An 18,571-nucleotide genomic window follows, 5' to 3' on the forward strand; every position below is an offset into this window, starting at 1 on the left:
CCGTCGCGTGCGCCGTGGCCGTCCGTGCGCGGCGCGTTCCCCGCCGCGAGCAGCGGATACGGCCGTGTCGCGGGCTGGTTCGACTCGGCGGGTCCGCCGGCGGGTCGGGTACGGGCGAGTGCCTGGGAAGAGACGGAGCCGCCAGGGTGCGGCCACGATCAGCCTTCCGCCCGGAGCTTCACGTGCCTGTCTACCGACCGGTGATCGCGCTGTCCATGTTCGCCGCCGCGGCCCGGTGCCCGGCCCCCGCGTCGTGCGCCCCGAAGGGGTCGAGCTGCCCCCGTGGATGGTCGCCCGCCCCGGCACGGTGAATCAACTCCGGGCGGGGAAAGCGGGGTTGGGGCGGGTGAACGGACAGCACAACGGCGCAGGCACGGGGGAGCCGTGCCTGCGCCGTGTGCCGCTTCGAAGGGGAGGTCAGGCGGTGCGCCCCCGGGCCCGGCGGACCGGGCGCACGATCAGCCACACCGAACCGGCCAGCAGGAGCAAGCCGACGACCAGCGTCACGATGCCGATCCAGGTCAGCCCCGCGACCTTCGCCGCCACGGTGACATGGCCGGACTGGCCGCGCGATCCGTCGGCCTTCATGACGACCGCCTGGACGTCACCCGACTTCACGGACCAGTTCAGCGTCTGCGCCCCCTGCCCGCTGGCCTTGGCGACCCATACGCCGGCCTGGGCCGGGGGCGTCTTGGGCGTGCCGCCGGTGTGTGTGCTCGCGCTGTCGCCCTTGTCGCTGGAGTCGTGGATGGTCACGTGCTGGACGCCGTCCAGGTACTGGCCCAGCTTCGCCTGGTCGGCGAGGCCGACGAACACCGGGGCGGAGGGGTTGTCCGGCTTGAAGGTGATCCGGATGTCGTCGAGCAGGCCCCCCATCTGCTTGTCGGCGCGCCAGCTGTCGGTGGCCATCGCGTAGGTGTCGGTGCGGTGTGCGTACTTGGCGGTGCCCAGATCGATGTAACCGCCGTCGTGCGAGGCCATGTAGGTGGCGGTGCCGCCCAGACCGACGAGCGTCAGCGCGACGAGGGACAAGATCGCACCGACCACGACGGCGGTGACGCGCCCGGCCGTCCAGCCGGCGGACGTGGTGCGCATACGCGACTCCTTCACGGAACTCCCGGCACCCATGTCGGTCACAGAATCCTCCTCGGTCTCGTCACCCGGGTGGTCAAATCCGGGTGCACGGTGTTTTTCTCGCGCAGACGGTCACTGCAAGGCGACACGAAGATGCCCTGTTCAGTCCACCTGTCTCAACGTAACCGGACGAGGAGCCTCCAGCATCAGGGGCAACCCTTACGCGCATATCAGGGGGATCCCCTAAGCACGCGCGCACCGTGCGGAAATACCCGCCGGACCGCCCCGCGGAGGCGTTCAACTGCCCACTGCTGACCACTTGAACACCGCCACCGGGAGGCGCGGCCGCGGATGGCTGGAATACAACCACGTGAAACCTCCCGGCAAGTACCCGTCATCGAACACGATTTGATGCACCGTACGCGAACCGTTGGCCACTGGACTCGGCCGCGCTCCGGGTGCCAGCATGCATTCCGCGCTTGCCCCCGTAATTCCATCGCTTTTCTCCCCGCGGGAAACGCGAATCAATCGCGTTCTGTTTTTTGCGGACTGAGCCGGAAAGAGGTCCGGAGACCATGCAAAAGATCCTCGATGCGATCCTCGCGGGCGAACTCGACGAGGTGGGCCGCCTGCCGGTGCCCGAGTTCTACCGGGGAGTGGCGCTGCACGCCGACGAAACGGCGATGTTCGAGGGGCTGGCGGGCCTGGACAAGGACCCGCGCCGGTCGCTGCACCTGGACGAGGTGGCCACCCCCGAACCGGCCGCGGGCGAGGTGCTGGTGGCGGTGATGGCGAGCGGGATCAACCACAACACGGTGTGGTCCTCGATCTTCGAGCCGATGCCGACGTTCGCTTTCCTGTCCCGCTACGGCCGCACCTCGCCGCAGGCGGCCCGGCACGACCTGCCGTACCACGTGCTGGGCTCGGACCTGGCCGGCGTGGTGCTGCGCTGCGGCGAGGGGGTCGCGGCCTGGCGTCCCGGGGACCAGGTGGTCGCGCACTGCCTGTCCGTGGAGCTGGACCACCCCGACGGGCACGCCGACACCATGCTCGACCCGGAACAGCGCATCTGGGGGTTCGAGACGAACTTCGGCGGGCTGGCCGAGCTGGCGCTGGTCAAGGCCAACCAGCTGATGCCCAAGCCGCGTCACCTCACCTGGGAGGAGTCGGCCGCCTCGGGGCTGGTGAACTCCACCGCCTACCGGCAGCTGGTCTCCGCGGGCGGCGCCCGGCTCAAGCAGGGCGACACCGTGCTGATCTGGGGCGCCACCGGCGGACTGGGCTCGTACGCCACCCAGCTGGTCCTCAACGGCGGGGCGACGCCGGTGTGCGTGGTGTCCAGCCCGCAGAAGGCGCAGGCCGCCCGGCGGATGGGCGCGGAGCTGGTGATCGACCGCAGCGCCGAGGGCTACCGGTTCTGGAAGGACGAGCAGACGCAGGACCCGCGTGAGTGGCGGCGGTTCGGCTCCCGGATCAGGGAACTGACCGGCGGCGACGACCCGGACATCGTCTTCGAGCACCCGGGCCGCGAGACGTTCGGCGCGAGCGTGTACGTGGCCCGCCGCGGCGGCACCGTCGTGACCTGCGCGTCCACCTCGGGGTACGAGCACGTCTTCGACAACCGGTATCTGTGGATGAACCTCAAGCGCATCGTCGGCACGCACTTCGCGAACTACCGCGAGGCGTGGGAGGCCAACCGGCTCATCGCCAAGGGCCAGGTGCATCCCACGCTGTCGCGGGTGGTGCCGCTGGAGGGCACCCCCCAGGCCGTGCACGACGTCCACCACAACCTGCACCAGGGCAAGGTCGGGGTGCTGTGCCTGGCTCCCGGGGAAGGGCTCGGGGTCACCGACCCGGAGCTGCGGGCCCGGCACGAGCCGGCGATCAACAGGTTCCGCACCGCCTGACGTCACGTCAACAGCCTTGCGTCAGCTGTTTCTTGACGGTCCCGAGGGACGTGTTGGATGCTGACGGCAAATGGCGGGATTCCATCGGGAGTTCCGGTCGGCGACATAGCGGCCGACATTTCCCCGACCGCCTCCTCGAATCATCTTCTTCCGATTCTCCCGGCCGCACTCCGGCCTCTGCGCCGAGCACGGCGCAGACAAAGCAATCAGCAGGAAGGCGCGGCACGATCCGCGTACTCCGTATGAGTTCACGCACGTTCGATATTGAGAGGACGGTCGGATGCCGGGCCGGGACGCACGATCGCTTGTCGACCATTTCCGTACGGTCCTGGGCGAGCACGCACAGGACTCGATCTTCCGCTTCCTCGTGGACGGCGAGGGCGAGCCACAGACCCTCGGCAACGCCGAGCTGGACCTGCGCGCCCGCACGATCGCCGCGGCGCTGCAGGAGCGCTTCCCCGCCGGGGAGCGCGCCCTGATCATGTGCCCGGCCGGACTGGACTACGTCACCTCGTTCTTCGCCTGCCTGTACGCCGACGTCATCGCCGTGCCGGTCTACCCGCCGGACCCGGCGTTCCCGATGCGCACCCTGCCGCGGCTGACCGCCATCGTCGAGGACGCCGAGCCCGCCGTGGTCCTCGCGCCCGCCGCGACGGTCGCCCTCGTCGAGCGCTTCGCCGAACACGCCCCGGCGCTGCGGGACATCGTCTGGATCGCCGTCGACGACATCGACACCGCCGCCGCCGACAGCTGGCGCGCCCCCGGCACCGGTCTCGACGACCTCGCGTTCCTGCAGTACACCTCCGGCTCCACCAGCAGCCCCAAGGGCGTGATGGTCAGCCACGGCAACCTGATGCACAACATCTCGGAGATGAACCGGCAGTTCTTCGCCGGCGACCTCCGCCAGCACATGGTGAGCTGGCTGCCGCCCTTCCACGACCTCGGCCTCATCATGGGCCTGCTCACCCCGGCCCACGGCGGCTACCCGGTCACCTTCATGTCGCCGTACTCGTTCCTGAAGCGGCCGCTGCGCTGGCTGCGCGCGATCTCCGACGCCGGCGCCACCGCGAGCCCCGCCCCGAACTTCGCCTACGACCTCGCGGTGGCCAAGGTCACCGAGGAGGACCGGCAGACCCTGGACCTGAGCACCTGGCGCGTCGCCCTCAACGGCGCGGAGCCGGTCCGCAAGCAGACCATGGACCGGTTCTCGCGCACCTTCGCCGAGTGCGGCTTCCGGCCCACCACCCACGCCCCGTCCTACGGTCTGGCCGAGGCCACCCTGGTGGTCTCCACCGGGGACCCGGCCGCCGAGCCCGTCCACCGCGACCTGCGGGCCGAGGCGCTCCTGGTGGGCACCGCCGAGGACGCGGCCCCGGGCGAGGCCTCGCGCAACCTGCCCAGCTGCGGCGTCTCCCTCCACGACCAGCGCGTCGCCGTCGTGGACCCGCGGACCCACGCCGCCCTGCCCGACGGCCGGGTCGGCGAGATATGGGTCTCGGGGCCGAGCGTCGCACACGGCTACTGGCGCCGCCCCGAGGCCACCGAGGAGACCTTCCGGGCCCGCCTCGACACCGGAGAGGGAACGTTCCTTCGTACCGGCGACCTCGGTTTCTCCGACGGCGGCCAGATCTACGTCACCGGCCGCATCAAGGACGTCGTCATCGTCGCGGGCCGCAACCACTACCCGCAGGACATCGAGCGCACCGTCGAGAGCGTCGACCCGGGCCTGCGGCCGGGCTGCGGGGTGGCCGGCGCGCGCGAGATCGACGGCGAGGAACGCCTCGTCGTCGTCCAGGAGTACCGCGGCAGCCGCTCGCCCGAGGACCGCGCCCGGGTCATCGACGCGATCCGCGCCGAGGTCGCCCGCGAGCACGGCCTGCAGCCGTACATCGTCGCCCTGGCCCGCACCGGGACGGTGCCGAAGACCTCCAGCGGCAAACTCCAGCGCCAGGCCTGCGTCAACGACCTCCTCGCCGGTACCTTCGAGCCGCTCGCGCTGTGGCGGGCGGACGAGGCCGGCTCCGGCCCGGCGGTGCAGGACACGCAGGCGGCGGCGGGCGCGGTCAGCGCCGTACCGGACGCCGCCGTGATCCAGCTGTGGCTGCGCGAGGCGCTGGCCGCCGCGACCGGGAGGCCGCTCGGCACCATCGACCCGGAGCTGCCGTTCGCCGGATACGGGCTGCGGTCCGTGGAGATGGTCACGATGGTCGGCGACCTGGAACGCCGCCTCGGCGTCCCGCTCGAAGCCGGCCTGGTCTGGGAGCACCCCACCGCCGCCAAGCTGGCCCGGCACCTGGCCGGGCGGCCCGCCGGCCCCGCGGCGCCCGCGGCCGCCGACGAGCCCGCCACCACCCTCACGGCCCCGGCAACCGCACCGGCGACCGCGGACACCACGGACGTGCCCGGTGCGGACGAGCCGATCGCCATCATCGGCATCGGCTGCCGCTTCCCCGGCGGCGTCGACGGCCCCGACAGCTTCTGGCAGTTGCTGAGCGAGGGCCGCGACGCGGTCACCGAGGTGCCCGCGTCGCGCTGGCGCACCGAGGAGTTCACCGACGAGGACCCCTCGGCGCCCGGCCGCACCAACAGCCGCTGGGGCGGTTTCGTCGACGACGTCGACCGCTTCGACGCGGGCTTCTTCGGCATCTCGCAGGCGGAAGCCGCCCGTATGGACCCGCAGCAGCGGCTGCTCGCCGAGGTCTCCTTCGAGGCCCTGGAGAACGCGGGCGTGCCCACCGGCTCGCTGTCCGGCACACAGACCGGCGTGTTCATCGGCATCTCCACCTTCGACTACGCCACCGGCCAGCTGGGCGACCTCGACGCCATCGACGCCTACACCGGCACCGGCAGCGCGCTGAGCATCGCCGCCAACCGCATCTCGTACCTGCTGGACCTGCACGGCCCGAGCATGGCCGTCGACTCCGCCTGCTCCTCCTCGCTGGTGGCGGTGAACCAGGCGTGCGCGAGCCTGGCCCGCGGCGAGTGCGACCTGGCCCTCGCCGGCGGCGTCAACCTCGTGCTCTCCCCGGCCTTCGCCATCAACTTCAGCAAGGCCGGAGTGATGTCCGCCGACGGCCGCTGCAAGCCGTTCGACGCCGGGGCCGACGGCTATGTGCGCTCCGAGGGCGCCGGCGTGGTGATCCTCAAGCCGCTCGGCCGGGCCCTGGCCGACGGCGACCCCGTGCACGCCGTGATCCGGGGCGGCGCCGTGGGCCAGGACGGCGCGAGCAACGGGCTGATGGCGCCCAACCCGAAGGCCCAGGAGGCGGTCGTACGCGCCGCCCACGCGCGGGCCGGCGTGCGCGCCGCCGACATCGCCTACGTGGAGGCCCACGGCACCGGCACCATCCTCGGCGACCCGATCGAGGCCAAGGCCCTCGGCGCGGTCCTCGGTGACGGCCGCGCCCCGGACCGGCCCTGCCTGATCGGCTCGGTCAAGTCCAACCTCGGGCACATGGAGGCCGCCGCGGGAATCGGCGGTCTGATCAAGACGGCCCTGATGGTCCGCCACCGCATGGTGCCGCCGACCCTGCACTACCGCTCCCCCAACCCGCACATCCCCTTCGCCGACCTGCCCCTGCGGGTCGCCGACACCCTCCAGCCGTGGCCCACCGGTGCCCCCGCCCTCGCGGGCGTCAGCTCCTTCGGCTTCGGCGGCACCAACGCCCATGTCGTGGTGGCGGAACCGCCCCGGACCGCCGGCCGCGACGGCGCCGGGTCCGACGGCGCCGTGCTGCTGACCGTCTCCGCCCGGGACGAGCAGGCCCTGCGCGACCTCGCCGCCCGCTACGCGGACAAGCTGACCGACACCACGCCCGTGGGCGCCTTCGCCTCCGCCGCCGCCGTCCGGCGCAGCCACCACGAGCACCGGCTGGCCTGCGTCGGCACCACGGCCGCCGAACTGCGCGGCGCGCTCGCCGCGTTCGGCCGCGCCGAGGACGCCACCGGCCTCAGCTCCGGAGTGCGCCGGGCCGGCCGGCAGGACAGGCCGGTGTTCGTCTTCTCCGGGCAGGGGCCCCGCTGGTGGCCGCTCGCCGCCGACCTGCTCACCGGCGACCTCGCCGGGGAGAAGGTGTTCCGCGCCGTCCTGGAGCGGGCCGACGCCCTGCTGCGCCGCCACACCGACTGGTCGCTGCTCGACCAGCTCGCGGCCGCTCCGGCCGACTCCCGGCTGCTCGACACCGCCGTCGGCCAGCCCGCCCTGACCGCCGTGCAGATCGCACTGGCCGCCCTGTGGCGCTCCTGGGGCGTCGAGCCCGCCGCGGTCGTCGGGCACAGCGTCGGCGAGATCGCCGCCGCCCAGGTCGCGGGCGCGATCTCGCTGGAGGACGCCCTCCTGATCGCCCTGCACCGCGGCACCGTCCTGCACGCGGCCACCGGAAAGGGCCGGATGGCCGTCGCGGGCGTCTCCCTGGACCGGGCCCGCGCCCTGCTGGCCGAGCGCGGCCCGGGGCCGGTGTGGATCGCGGCCGCCAACAGCCCGAACTCCACCGTGTTCTCCGGCGAGGGCCCCGCCGTCGAGAAGTTCGCCAAGTCCCTGGCGGACGACGGGCTCTACTGCAAGGTCCTGGAGTCGGTCGAGTTCGCCTCCCACTGCCCCCTGATGGAGCCCGTCGCCGCCGAACTGTGGCGGCAGCTGGCCGCGTTGCGGCCCCGGCCGACCGCGATCCCGATGATCTCCACCGGCACCGGCGAGACCGTCCCCGGCGACCGCCTGGACGCCGAGTACTGGGCGTCCAACCTCACCCGGCCGGTGCTGTTCGACACCGCCGTCACCGCGCTCGCCGACACCGGACACACCGTGTTCGTCGAGGTCTCGCCGCACCCGATGCTCACCGACGCCGTCACCGAGCGCCTGGCGTCGTACGACGACGCGGTCGCGGTCTCCTCGCTGCGCCGGGACCAGCCGGGCCGGGCCACCGCCCTCGCCGAACTCGGCCGCCTCTACACCGCAGGGCACCCGGTCGACTTCACCCGCGTCCACGGCCCGGCCGGCCCCATGGCCGACCTGCCCGCCTACCCCTGGCAGCGCACCCGCAGCTGGTACGAGCGGCGGCCCGGCCGGCCGGCCGCGCACCGCGGCCACCCGGTCCTGCGCGAGTGCACCGTGTCGGCGCTGACGCCGCACACCGTCCACTGGTCGGCGCCCGTCGGCCTCGCGGAGTTCCCCTACCTGACGGACCATCAGGTCGGCGGCAGCCCCGTCCTGCCCGCCGCCCTGGTGCTGGACGCCGCGCTCGCCGCGGCCCGCGCGCACCTCGGTGACGGCGCCGCCCTCGACGACGTCGCCCTCACCCGGCTCACCGTGGTGCCCGAGCAGGCCGAGGACAGCACGCTCCAGCTCGTCCTGCTGCCCGGCACCGCCGACACCGGCACGGTGCGGCTGTTCACCCGGTCCGGCGCCGACGAGGAGTGGACCGAGGCCGCGCGGGCGGGCTTCCGCCGCGCCGCCCCGGGCACCGGTGCCGAACCGCTCGCCGCCGTGCGGGCGCGCTGCGCCACCGCCGGCGCGGCCGACGACCACTACACCGCGCTGCGCCGCGCCGGACTGGCGTACGGCCCCGCGTTCCAGGGCGTCGAGGAGCTGTGGCGGGGCCGGGCCGAGGCCGTCGCCCGGCTGCGCGAGCGGACCGCGCTGACCGCCGACCGCGGCGAGCACCCCGTGCACCCGGCCGTGCTCGACAGCGCCCTCCAGGTCCTCGCCGCCGCCCTCGACGCGCAGGAGACCCCCCTCGACGCCACCTACCTGCCGGTCGCCGTCGGCGGCTTCGCCCTCTTCACCGACCGCGCCGAACCCCGCTGGGCCCACGCCGCCGTCACCGCGCGACCCGGCGCCGAGCGGATCACCGGCGCCACCGTCGTCCTGTACGACGACGCGGGCACCGCCGTCGGCGAGGTCACCGGCATCACCCTGGAGCGCCTGGAGCGCACCGAGGCCGCCGACCCGCTCGGTGAGACGCTGCTCGACATCGCCTGGCGCCCCGCCCCCGCCGACTCCCCCGCGACCGGGCAACAGCCGGGCACCTGGCTGCTGTTCGCCGACACCGGCACCACCGCCGCCGGCCTCGCGACCGCACTGCGTTCGCGCGGCGCCACCTGCCTCACCGTCACCGCGGGCCCCGCCTACCGCAAGGCGGGCGCGGAACGCTACGAACTCGACCCCGAGCGCCGCGAGGACCTCACCGCGCTGCTGGCCGACCTGGCCGACGCGGGCGTCCGCCCGGACGGCATCGTCCACGCGTGGGCCCTGGACGCCGGCCCCGGCGAGGACGGCGGCGTCTGCCTGCCGGTACTGCACCTCGTGCAGGAACTCGCCCGCGCCGGCCAGGACCCCGCCCCCCGCCTGGTCCTGGTCACCCGCGGCGCCCAGCGCGCCGCCGACGGGGACGAACTGGCCGTGGGACAGGCCCCGTTGTGGGGTCTGTCCCGGGTGATCGGCCTGGAGCACACCGAGCTGCGCACCACCGTCGTCGACCTGGACCCGGCCCGCCCGGCGGCCGAGGGCGCCCACCTGCTCGACGAGGTGCTGCGCCCCGGCGACGACGACCAGGTCGCCCTGCGCGGCGAGGGACGCCTGACGCCCGCGCTCCAGCCCTGGGCCCCCGCCGGCCGGCCCGCCGAGGACCGGCGTCCCGCCTGGCACTTCGACGCCGCCCGCGACGGCAACCACCGTCTGCTGGCCCTCCGCCCCGGCACCCTGGCCGGCCTGCGCCCGACCTGGTGGCACCGCACCCCGCCCGGTCCCGGCCAGATCGAGATCGAGGTCACCGCCGCGGGCCTGAACTTCAGCGACGTCCTCAAGGCCCTCGACTCCTACCCCGGCGCCGAAGGCGTCGTGCCGCTCGGCGCCGAGTGCGCCGGCCGGATCACCGCCGTCGGCGACGGCGTGCGCGGGCACCGGGTCGGCGACCGGGTCATCGCCGCCGGCCCCGGCGCCATGGCGGCCTTCGTCACCCTCGACGCACACCTGGTGGCCCCGGCCCCGGCGGCCCTCGACGACGAGCAGGCCGCCGCCGTGCCCATCGCCTTCCTCACCGCCGTGTACGGCCTCGAACACCTCGGCCGGCTGCGCGCGGGCGACAGTGTGCTCATCCACTCCGCGACCGGCGGCGTCGGCCTCGCCGCGCTCCAGGTCGCCCGCCGCCGCGGCGCCCGGGTGTTCGCCACCGCCGGCACCCCCGCCAAGCGCGAGATGCTGCGCGGCCTCGGCGTCCAGCACGTCATGGACTCGCGCACCCTCGACTTCGCCGCCGAGATCACCGCCCTCACCGGCGGCCGCGGCGTCGACGTGGTCCTCAACTCCACCTCCGGCGAGACCCTCGTACGGTCCCTGGGGCTGCTCGCGCCCGGCGGACGCTTCGTGGAGATCGGCAAGCGCGACATCTACGACAACAGCCACATCGGCCTGGAGTTCTTCAAGGACAACCGCGCCTTCCTCGCCGTCGACCTGGAACGCACCATCCGCGAGGAGCCGGGCGAGATCGCCGCGCTGTTCGCCGACGTCGTCCAGGGCTTCGAGCACGGCGACTTCACCGCCCTGCCCGTCACCGTCCACGGCTTCGGCGACGCCCCCGCCGCCTTCACCGCGATGGCCAAGGCCCGCCACACCGGCAAGCTCGTGCTCGTGCCGGCCGCCGACGAGACCGTCACCACCGCTCCGGGCGCCGCGCCGGTACGCCCCTTCGGCACCTACCTGATCACCGGCGGGCTCGGCGCACTCGGCCTGGAGACGGCCCGCTACCTCGTCGCCCGGGGCGCCCGCCACCTGGTCCTGGTCGGCCGCGGCGCACCCGGCCCGGACGCCGAGCCGGTCCTCGAAGACCTGCGGGCCCGGGCCGAGGTGACCGTCCTCGCCGCCGACGTGTCCGAGCGGCGCGCCGTCGAGGACCTGCTGGCCCGTGTCGACGGCTCCCTGCCGCCGCTCGCGGGGATCGTGCACGCCGCGGGCGTCCTCGACGACGGTCTGCTCACCGGTCTCGACGAGGAGAGGTTCCGCGCCGTCGCGGGCCCGAAGTCGGCCGCGGCCTGGCACCTGCACCGGGCCACCGTGGAGCGCGAGCTGGACTTCTTCGTCCTGTACTCCTCGGCCGCCGCCGTCCTCGGCTCGGCCAGCCAGGGCAACTACGCCGCCGCGAGCGCCTTCCTCGACACCCTGGCCCACCACCGGCGCTCCCTGGGCCTGCCCGCGCTGAGCATCGACTGGGGCCCCTGGTCGCGGATCGGCCTCGCCGCCCGGCCCGAGCGCGGCGGCGCGCTGGCCGCCCGGGGCATCGAGAGCATCAGCCCCGAGCAGGGCATCGCCGCCCTCGACCGGATCCTGGGCGCCGACGCCACCCAGGTGTGCGTCCTGCCGCTGGACCGCGAGAAGCTCCGCGGCCACCACGGCGGCGGCCTGCTGCGCACCCTCCTCGACGAGCCCGGCGAGGACGCCCGGGGCGCCGCGGGAGCGCGCGACGAGGTGCGCCGCCAGATGCTCGCGGTCGAGCCCGGCCGCCGCCGCAGGGCCGTACTGACCGAGCACTGCCGGGCCGTCACCGCCCGCGTCGTCGGCGCCGAACCCGCCAGGATCGACACCGGCGCCCCCCTCACCAGCATGGGCCTCGACTCGCTGCTCTCCCTGGAGCTGCGCAAGTCCCTGGAGTCCTCGCTGCACATCCAGCTGCCCTCCACCATCACCTGGCGCTTCCCGACCGTCGACGCCCTCGTGCCGTACCTGGCCGACCGCATGGAGATCGAGCTGGAGCCCGGCCGGGTCCCGGACGGGCAGCGGCCGGACGAACCGGACGCACCCGCCGCGTCCCGCGCGCCGGCCGCGCCGGCGCGGACCCCCGACGGCGCGGGCCCGCTCGCCGCGGACGGCCCGACGGATCTCGACGCGCTGTCCGCCACGGAACTCGAAGCACTCCTGATGGCCAAGACCACCCAGATCGACGAGGGGGACCGGCGATGACACCGGGACAGGAACTGACCGCGGCCGAGACGCTCAAGCGCGCCTACCTGACGATGGACCGCCTCCAGCGCCAGGTCGAGGAGTACGAGCGGGCCCGCAGCGAACCCGTCGCCATCGTCGGCACCGGCTGCCGCTTCCCCGGCGGCGTCACCGACACCGCCTCCTACTGGCGGCTGCTCGCCGAGGGCACCGACGCCGTGGGCGACATCCCCGCCGGACGGTGGGACCACGAGGCGTTCTACGACGAGGAGGCCGGCAAGCCGGGCAAGATCTACACCCGCTCCGGCGCGTTCCTCGACGGCATCGAGCTGTTCGACCACGACTTCTTCGGCATCTCCCGGCGCGAGGCCCTGGCGATGGACCCGGCCCAGCGGCTGAGCCTGCAAGTGTGCTGGGAGGCGCTGGAGAACGCGGGCCAGGCCCCCTCCGGCCTCGCCGGCAGCCGCACCGGCGTGTTCATGGGCGCCGCCTCCTGGGACTACATCACCGCGCAGCTGCGCCACCCCGACGACGTCAGCGCCTACACCAGCTCCGGCGCCGCCCAGTCCTTCATCCCGGCCCGCATCGCCTACCTCCTCGACCTGCGCGGCCCCAACCTGACCGTCGACTCCGCCTGCTCCGCCTCGCTCGTGGCCGTCCACCAGGCCTGCCAGAGCCTGCGCCTGGGCGAGTGCGACATGGCCCTGGCCGGCGGCGTCAACGTGGTGCTGTCGCCACTGCTGATGATCTCCCAGTCGCAGTTCGGCTCGGTGTCCCGGCAGGGCCGCGCGATGACCTTCTCCGACAGTGCCGACGGCTATGTGCGCGGCGAGGGCTGCGGCGTCGTCGTCCTCAAGCGGCTCTCCGACGCCCTGCGCGACAAGGACCGCGTCCTCGCCGTCGTCCGCGGCGGCGCGGTCAACCAGGACGGCCGCAGCGCCGGCATCACCGCGCCCAACGGCGCCGCCCAGCGCGATGTGTTCCGCCGCGCCCTGGCCGCCGCCGGGGTGAGCGCCGACCAGGTCGGCTACGTCGAGACCCACGGCACCGGCACCCGCCTCGGCGACCCCATCGAGGCCGAGGCCCTGGCCGACGTGTACGGCCGCGAGAAGGGCGCGCCGGTCTACCTCGGCGCGGTCAAGACCAACATCGGGCACCTGGAGGCCGCCGCCGGCATCGCCGGTCTCATCAAGGCCGCGATGTGCCTGGAGCACGCCGAGATCCCGCCGAACCTGCACTTCTCCCGGCTGAACTCCAACATCTCCTTCGACGGCACCACCTTCCAGGTGCCCACCCGGCTCACCCCCTGGCCGCGGACCGGCGGCCCCCGCACGGCCGCGGTGAGCAGCTTCGGGCTGAGCGGCACCAACGTCCACCTGATCCTGGAGCAGGCCCCGGCCGCGTCCGCGCCGGCCGCCGCGGACGACCGCAGGCCCGCCTCCGTCCTCGCGCTGTCCGCCCGCAGCGAGACCGCGCTCGCCGCCCTCGCCGCCCGCTACGCCGAGCGGCTCGCGGGCGACGACGACGCCTCGCTCGCGGACCTGGCCCACTCGGCGGGCACCGGCCGCTCCCACTTCCGCCACCGGCTCGCCGCCGTCGGCGCCACCCGCCAGGAGGTCGCCGGGCAGCTCGCCGCCTTCGCCGCCGGCGACAGCGCGCCCGGCCTGGTCCAGGGCGAGGCCGACAGCTCCGAGGTCGTCTTCCTCTTCACCGGCCAGGGCGCCCAGCGGCCCGGCATGGCCCGCGGCCTGTACGACACCCAGCCCACCTTCCGGCGCGCCGTCGACCGGTGCGCCGAGATCCTGCGCCCGCTGCTCGAACGGCCGCTGCTGGACGTCCTGTTCCCCGACGCCCCCGACGACACGCGGATCAACGACACCGCCTACGCCCAGCCCGCCACCTTCGTCGTCGAGTACGCCATGGCACAGCTGTGGCGCTCCTGGGGCATCACCCCCGCCGCCGTCCTCGGCCACAGCTTCGGCGAGTGCGTCGCCGCCTGTGTCGCGGGCGCGATGTCTTTGGAGGACGGCCTGGCCTTCGCGGTGGAACGCGCCCGCATCATCGAGGAGTTCTGCCTGCCCGGGACCATGGCCGCGATCTTCGCCTCCGAGGAGGAGGTCGCCGCCGAGCTGGCCGCGCACCCCGGCCGGATCGCCGTCGCCGCGGTCAACGGCCCGGCGAACATCGCGGTCTCCGGCGAGCGCGAGCTCGTCGAGGCCGTGTGCGCCGCCTTCAGCGCCCGCGGCGTCAAGGCCAAGCAGCTGCGCATCGCCTCCGCCGGGCACTCCCCGCTGATGGACCCGGTCCTGGAGCCGCTGCGCCGGGCCGCGCAGAAGCTCGCCTTCACCGCGCCGCGCATCCCGCTGGTCTCCAACGTCACCGGCGAGCTGTGGCCGTGGGACCAGGCGCCGGACCCCGACTACTGGTGCCGGCACGTGCGCGGCACCGTACGGTTCACCGACGGTGTGCGCACCCTGCGGTCCATGGGCTACCGGACCTTCGTCGAGGTCGGCCCCGCCCCGACCCTGCTCGGGGTGATCAGCGACGCCCTGCCGCCCGGCCACGACGACCTGCTGCTGCCCAGCCTGCGGCCGAAGCAGGACGACTGGGAGGTCCTGCTGCCCACGGTCGCCGAGCTGTACGCGGCCGGCGCCCCCGTCGACTGGGCCGGCTTCGACCGTGACTACGCCCGGGCCAGGACGCAGCTGCCCACCTACCCCTTCGACCCGGTCCGCTGCTGGCAGCCGCCGCGCCCCTGGGACGGCAGCGCACCGACGGCCGCCGACGAGGCGGGCGCCGACGACACGGGTTCGGACGCCTTCGGCGCGGACGGCTCGCGCGGCAGGGCCTCCCGCGCCGGCCGCCGCTCCTCGCGCACCCGGCGCCGCGCGAGCCGCATCCCCACCGCCGCCGAGCTGATGGAGCTGAGCGAGTCCGAGCGCCTGGACACCCTGTGCGCCCAGTTCGTGCTCAGCGTCAAGGACGTCCTCGGCTCCACCTCCGCCCACATCGGCGCGGACGAGCCGCTGACCGGCTTCGGCCTGGACTCCCTCATGGCCGTCGAACTGCGCAACGAGCTCCAGAGCAGGCTCGGACTCACCCTGCAGATCACCGACTTCCTCGGCGGCGCGACCATCGCCGGCGTCGCCAGGAGGATCGTCAAGGAGCTGGCCGCGACCGGCGGCACCTCCCTGACGGGCACCGTGCAGGACGGCTCCGGGGCACCCGCTGCGATCCGGCGGGTGCCCCGGGCGGCCGACGACGCCGCCAAGGCGCTGCTCGACGAACTCACCGACCCCACCGCATCCGTGCCCGGCCCGGAGGAACGCCCGTGACCGACGACCTCGCCCAACGGCTGGCCGCGCTCACGCCCGAGGAGCGCGCCCGCTTCGACGCCCTGCTCGCGCAGCGCCAGGCCGAGGACACCTTCCCGCTCGCGGTCCTGCAGCGCGGCACCTGGTTCCTCGAACAGCTCCGGCCCGGCAACCCCGGCTACCTCGTGCCCGGCGCGGTCCGGGTCGAAGGCCCCCTCGACACCGGCCTGCTGCGCGCCGCCGTCGCCGGGGTCGTCCGCCGGCACGAGGCGCTGCGCACCACCTTCCGCTCACGCGACGGCGTCCCCGTCCAGGTCGTCCGCCACCACCTGGACATCGACGTGCCGGAGACCGATCTCAGCGGTCCGCGGTACACCGACGCCGACCACCGGCGGTGGATCGAGGACGCCCTCGCCGAGCCCTTCGACATCGGCACCGGTCCCCTGCTGCGGGTCCGGCTGCTGCGCACCGGCCCCGACCGGTCCGTGCTCGTCGTCGCGATGCACCACCTCGTCTCCGACCGCTGGTCCCTCGCGGTCTTCCTGAACGAACTGTCCGAGCTGTACGAGGCCGGCGCCGCCGACCGCCCCGCGCAGCTGCCCGAACTCGCCGTCCAGTACGGCGACTTCGCCGCCTGGCAGCACCAGCAGCTGGACGGCGGCGGCTGGGAGCGGGGCCGGGCGTACTGGCGCGAGCACCTCGCCGGCGCCCCCGCCGTCCTCGACCTGCCCACCGACCGGCCCCGCCCGCCCGTGCAGGGCTTCAACGGCGGCTCCGTGCCGATCGACCTGCCGCCCGCCCTGATCGGCGAGCTGGCCGCGCTGGCCGGCCGGCACGGCGCCACCCCGTACATGGCGCTGCTCGCCGTCTTCCAGATCCTGCTGCACCGCTACACCGGCCAGGACGACATCGTCGTCGGCGTGCCCACCGCCCTGCGTTCGAGCGCCGAGGTCGAGCCGCTCATCGGCTACTTCGTCAACACCCTGCCCATCCGGGTCGGCGTCGGCGGCGACGCCGGATTCGAGACCGTCCTCACCCGCGTCCGCGACGCATGCCTGGGCGCCTACGCCCACCAGGACGTCCCCTTCGAGCTGATCGTCACCGACCTCAACACCGCCCGCGACCTCAGCCGGCCGCCGGTGTACCAGGTCAGCTTCAGCTACGGCAGGGAACCGGTGCCCACCCTCGCCATGGCCGGTGCCCGCCTCACCCGGCTCCCGGTGCGCAGCGTCGGCGCCCGATTCGATCTGGAACTGCAGGCGTTCGACACCGACGGCGGTGTCACCGGCTGGTTCGAGTACGACCGCGACCTGTTCGACGAGTCCACCGTCGTCGGCCTCGCCGGTCACTTCCGCCGCCTGGTCGAACAGGTCACCGCCCGCCCGGACGTGCCCGTCGGCGACCTGGACCTCCTCGACGCGGCCGAACGCCGGCGCGTCGTCGAGGAGTGGAACGCCACCGAACGGCAGTGGCCCGACGGTCTGGTGCACGAGTGCATCGAGGAGCAGGTGCGCCGCACCCCCGGCGCCGAGGCCGTGCGCCACGCCGGCACGTCCCTCACCTACGCCGAGCTGAACGAGCGGGCCAACCGTCTCGCCCGTCTGCTGCGCGGGCGCGGGGTGGGCCGGGACGTCCTCGTCGGCGTCGCCATGGAACGCTCCCTCGACCTCGTCGTCACCCTCCTCGCGGTGCTCAAGGCCGGCGGTGCGTACGTCCCCCTCGACACCGGCCTGCCGCCCGCCCGGCTGGCCGCCATCGCCGAGGACGCCCGGCCCCGCGTGGTGCTCACCCACGGCACCCTGGCCGACCGGCTGCCCGCCCTGGAGTGCCCCGTGCTGGGCGTGGCGGACCTCGCCGCCGAACTGGCCGTACAGTCCCCGGACGACCCCGGCGTGCCCGTGGACGGCGAGGACCTGTGCTACGTCATCTTCACCTCCGGCTCGACGGGCCGCCCCAAGGGTGTGATGAACGTCCACGCCGCCCTGCGCAACCGGCTGCTGTGGATGCAGGAGGCCTACGGTCTGGACGCCACCGACCGGGTGCTGCAGAAGACGCCGTTCTCCTTCGACGTGTCGGTGTGGGAGTTCTTCTGGCCGCTGATGACCGGCGCCGCGCTGGTCATGGCCCGGCCCGAGGGGCACCGTGACAGCGCCTACCTGGCCGACACCATCGCCGCCGAGCGGATCACCACGATCCACTTCGTGCCGTCCATGCTGCAGCTCTTCCTCACCGAGTCCCCCGCACGATCCGCCGGTCTGCGGCGCGTCTTCTGCAGCGGCGAGGAACTCCCCCGTGACCTGCAGGACCGCTTCCTGGACCTGCACGGGGCCGAGCTGCACAACCTGTACGGGCCCACCGAGGCGGCCATCGACGTCACCGCCTGGCACTGCCGGCCGCAGGCCGACACCCGCCCGGTGCCCATCGGGCGCCCCATCGCCAACATCCGCATGTACGTCCTGGACCGCCACGGCCGCCCCGTGCCGGCCGGTGTCCCCGGCGAACTGTGCATCGGCGGCCGGGGCCTGGCCCGCGGCTATCTGAACCGCCCCGAGCTGACCGCCGAGCGCTTCACGGACGACCCCTTCGTCCCCGGGGCCCGCATCTACCGCACCGGGGACCTCGCCCGGCACCGCGCGGACGGCGCGCTGGAGTTCCTCGGCCGCCTCGACCACCAGGTCAAGCTGCGCGGCCAGCGCCTCGAACTCGGCGAGATCGAGGCCGTGCTGACCCGGCACCCCGAGGTGCGCGAGGCGGTCGTGGTGGCCCGCGAGCACGCCCCGGGCGATGTGCGGCTGGCCGCCTACGTCACCGCGGCCGGCGCCGCCGTGCCCGGGGCCGGGGACCTCGCCGCCCACCTGCGCGAGCAGCTGCCGGAGTACATGGTGCCGGCCTCCTTCACGGTGCTCGACGCGCTGCCGCTCACCCCGAGCGGCAAGACCGACCGCAAGGCCCTGCCCGAGCCGCGCACCGACCGGGCCGGCCTCGGCGCCCGGTTCGTCGCACCGCAGGACGGCCTGGAGCACGCGCTCGCCGAGCTGTGGCGCGACCTGCTCGGCGTCGAACGCGTCGGGAGGCGGGACACCTTCTTCGACCTCGGCGGGCACTCCCTGCTCATGGCCGAGTTCCGCACCCGCCTCGCGGCCACGCTCGGCCACGAGCTGACCATGGTCGAGCTGTTCCAGCACCCCACGATCGAATCCCTCGCCGCCCGCCTCGGCGGCAGTGGCGGCGAGCCCCGGAGCGCCACGCAGGGCGCCCGGGAGCGCGCACAGAACCGACGTCAGTCCCGCAACCGGCGGCAGCAGGCGGCCGAACGCCGGGCTTCCACCCGCCGAGACAGGTGATCC

The 18,571-nt window shown here is 74.3% G+C and carries 5 protein-coding genes; 4 read left to right on the top strand and 1 reads right to left on the bottom strand.

Features of this window, described 5'->3' with window-relative positions; translation table 11 throughout:
* Window positions 1-417: 417 nt before the first annotated feature.
* Window positions 418-1,095: a hypothetical protein gene (locus ACFC8N_RS25095; RefSeq protein ID WP_376289912.1), complete on the bottom strand. Its 678-nt coding sequence runs from the start codon at window positions 1,093-1,095 to the stop codon at window positions 418-420.
* A gap of 554 nt (window positions 1,096-1,649) precedes the next feature.
* On the opposite strand from ACFC8N_RS25095, the gene ccrA reads away from it, so the two are divergent.
* The 4 genes from ccrA (at window position 1,650) to ACFC8N_RS25115 (ending at window position 18,568) form a co-directional block, all read left to right on the top strand.
* Window positions 1,650-2,981, top strand: coding sequence for a crotonyl-CoA carboxylase/reductase (ccrA, locus tag ACFC8N_RS25100; RefSeq protein WP_376289914.1), 1,332 nt, complete (start codon window positions 1,650-1,652; stop codon window positions 2,979-2,981).
* A 280-nt stretch (window positions 2,982-3,261) separates the two neighbouring features.
* On the top strand, window positions 3,262-11,931 hold the full coding sequence (locus ACFC8N_RS25105; protein WP_376289917.1) for an SDR family NAD(P)-dependent oxidoreductase: 8,670 nt from the start codon (window positions 3,262-3,264) through the stop codon (window positions 11,929-11,931).
* Window positions 11,928-15,245 (top strand): type I polyketide synthase, encoded by a 3,318-nt coding sequence (locus ACFC8N_RS25110; RefSeq protein ID WP_376289919.1) that lies wholly within the window; start codon window positions 11,928-11,930, stop codon window positions 15,243-15,245. Before ACFC8N_RS25105 ends, ACFC8N_RS25110 begins: the two co-directional genes overlap by 4 nt.
* Window positions 15,242-18,568: an amino acid adenylation domain-containing protein gene (locus tag ACFC8N_RS25115; protein WP_376289921.1), complete on the top strand. Its 3,327-nt coding sequence runs from the start codon at window positions 15,242-15,244 to the stop codon at window positions 18,566-18,568. The genes ACFC8N_RS25110 and ACFC8N_RS25115 overlap by 4 nt, the downstream gene beginning before the upstream one ends.
* The last annotated feature ends 3 nt before the right edge of the window (window positions 18,569-18,571 follow it).

Source organism: Streptomyces sp. NPDC055966 (assembly GCF_042269865.1).
Lineage (GTDB): Bacteria > Actinomycetota > Actinomycetes > Streptomycetales > Streptomycetaceae > Streptomyces.

Bases quoted from the DNA above. Each gene is read 5' to 3' on its own strand.
- ACFC8N_RS25105 (WP_376289917.1), top strand. From the start codon at position 3,262: ATGCCGGGCCGGGACGCACGATCGCTTGTCGACCATTTCCGTACGGTC.
- ACFC8N_RS25095 (WP_376289912.1), bottom strand. From the start codon at position 1,095: ATGCGCACCACGTCCGCCGGCTGGACGGCCGGGCGCGTCACCGCCGTC.
- ccrA (WP_376289914.1), top strand. From the start codon at position 1,650: ATGCAAAAGATCCTCGATGCGATCCTCGCGGGCGAACTCGACGAGGTG.
- ACFC8N_RS25110 (WP_376289919.1), top strand. From the start codon at position 11,928: ATGACACCGGGACAGGAACTGACCGCGGCCGAGACGCTCAAGCGCGCC.